This window comes from Symbiopectobacterium sp., assembly GCF_051710365.1.
GTDB lineage: Bacteria > Pseudomonadota > Gammaproteobacteria > Enterobacterales > Enterobacteriaceae > Symbiopectobacterium.
In genome coordinates, this window is the sequence record NZ_JBPETA010000368.1 from 1 (window position 1) to 1,228 (window position 1,228).

Here is a 1,228-nt window from a genome sequence, read left to right on the forward strand (position 1 = left end):
ACAATACACGACATTTTTATCAATAACTTACCGTCCATTTCGACTTGCCGACTCCCTTCCTTAGGCGTGACAAATCACATTCACTAAGGGCCTGAAATCCCGATGACACCCCGTCACTTTGCACGGTATACTGCGCCGATGACAACATCCTCACTCTCCCAACATGACTCCCTGTTCAAAAAGTTCCTCGGCGATATCGCTGTCGCTCGGGACTTTCTGGAAGTACATTTGCCGCCCCACCTGCGGGAGCGCTGCGACTTCAGTACGTTGGTAATGGAGTCGGGCAGTTTTATCGAAGACGACCTGCGCACCCATTGTTCGGATATGCTCTATTCCGTGCAGACGAATGCGGGGAAAGGTTATATCTACACATTAGTCGAACACCAGAGCAGACCCGAAAAGCTGATGGCGTTCAGACTCCTTCGCTACAGCGTTGCAGCCATGCAGCGGCACCTAGAGCAAGGCAACGAGACCTTGCCCGTGGTCATCCCGCTCCTGTTCTACCACGGCACCACGTCGCCCTACCCCTACAGCACCCAATGGCTCGATTGCTTTGCTGACCCTGAACTGGCAGAATCAGTCTATACACAGGCATTCCCGCTGGTTGATATCACCGCTATGCCGGATGATGAAATACTGTCCCATCGGCGGGTAGCCCTGCTGGAATTGGTGCAGAAGCACATCCGAACGCGGGACATGCTGGAACTGGCAGGAGATATCGCCCGCCTGCTCAATCTATGGTCAATACCGAAAGAACAGTTTCGTAGCCTGATGTACTATATTGCAGAGCGGGGAAATACATCGGATGAAGCACAATTCCTACAGCATATCGCCGTCAAAGCCATTGACTACCAGGAGGACATCATGACCATTGCAGAACAACTGGAAGCAAAGGGTATCCAGAAGGGTATCCAGAAGGGTATGCAGCTTGGTGAGCAGAAAGGACGCCAAGAAGGACGCCAAGAAGGACGCCAAGAAGGCGAGCATAGCGCCTCGCTCAAAATTGCAAGGCAACTTATTGCCAATGGCGTTGAACGCAGCATCGTCAAAATGTCGACCGGCCTGTCCGATAATGCACTGGCGAGCCTCGACGACCGACGCTAATTTGTACTAGCTCAGACCTGATCTGACAGTTACCGGTTATTTATACAGGTGTCTGTCAGATTAAATCTGGTTCAGATTTTTTTCTGCCCAGACCCGTTTACCATCAAGTAATGTTGCCATTGGC

General features: G+C 51.5%; 1 protein-coding gene. It reads left to right on the plus strand.

All coding sequences use genetic code 11. The features are described 5' to 3' along the window. The first annotated feature begins 138 nt into the window (after positions 1-138). On the plus strand, positions 139-1,104 hold the full coding sequence (locus tag ACTBDZ_RS17960; RefSeq protein ID WP_438816287.1) for an Rpn family recombination-promoting nuclease/putative transposase: 966 nt from the start codon (positions 139-141) through the stop codon (positions 1,102-1,104). Positions 1,105-1,228: the final 124 nt, after the last annotated feature.

Excerpts from the sequence above, each read along its gene's own strand:
- ACTBDZ_RS17960 (WP_438816287.1), top strand. The coding sequence starts at position 139 with ATGACAACATCCTCACTCTCCCAACATGACTCCCTGTTCAAAAAGTTC.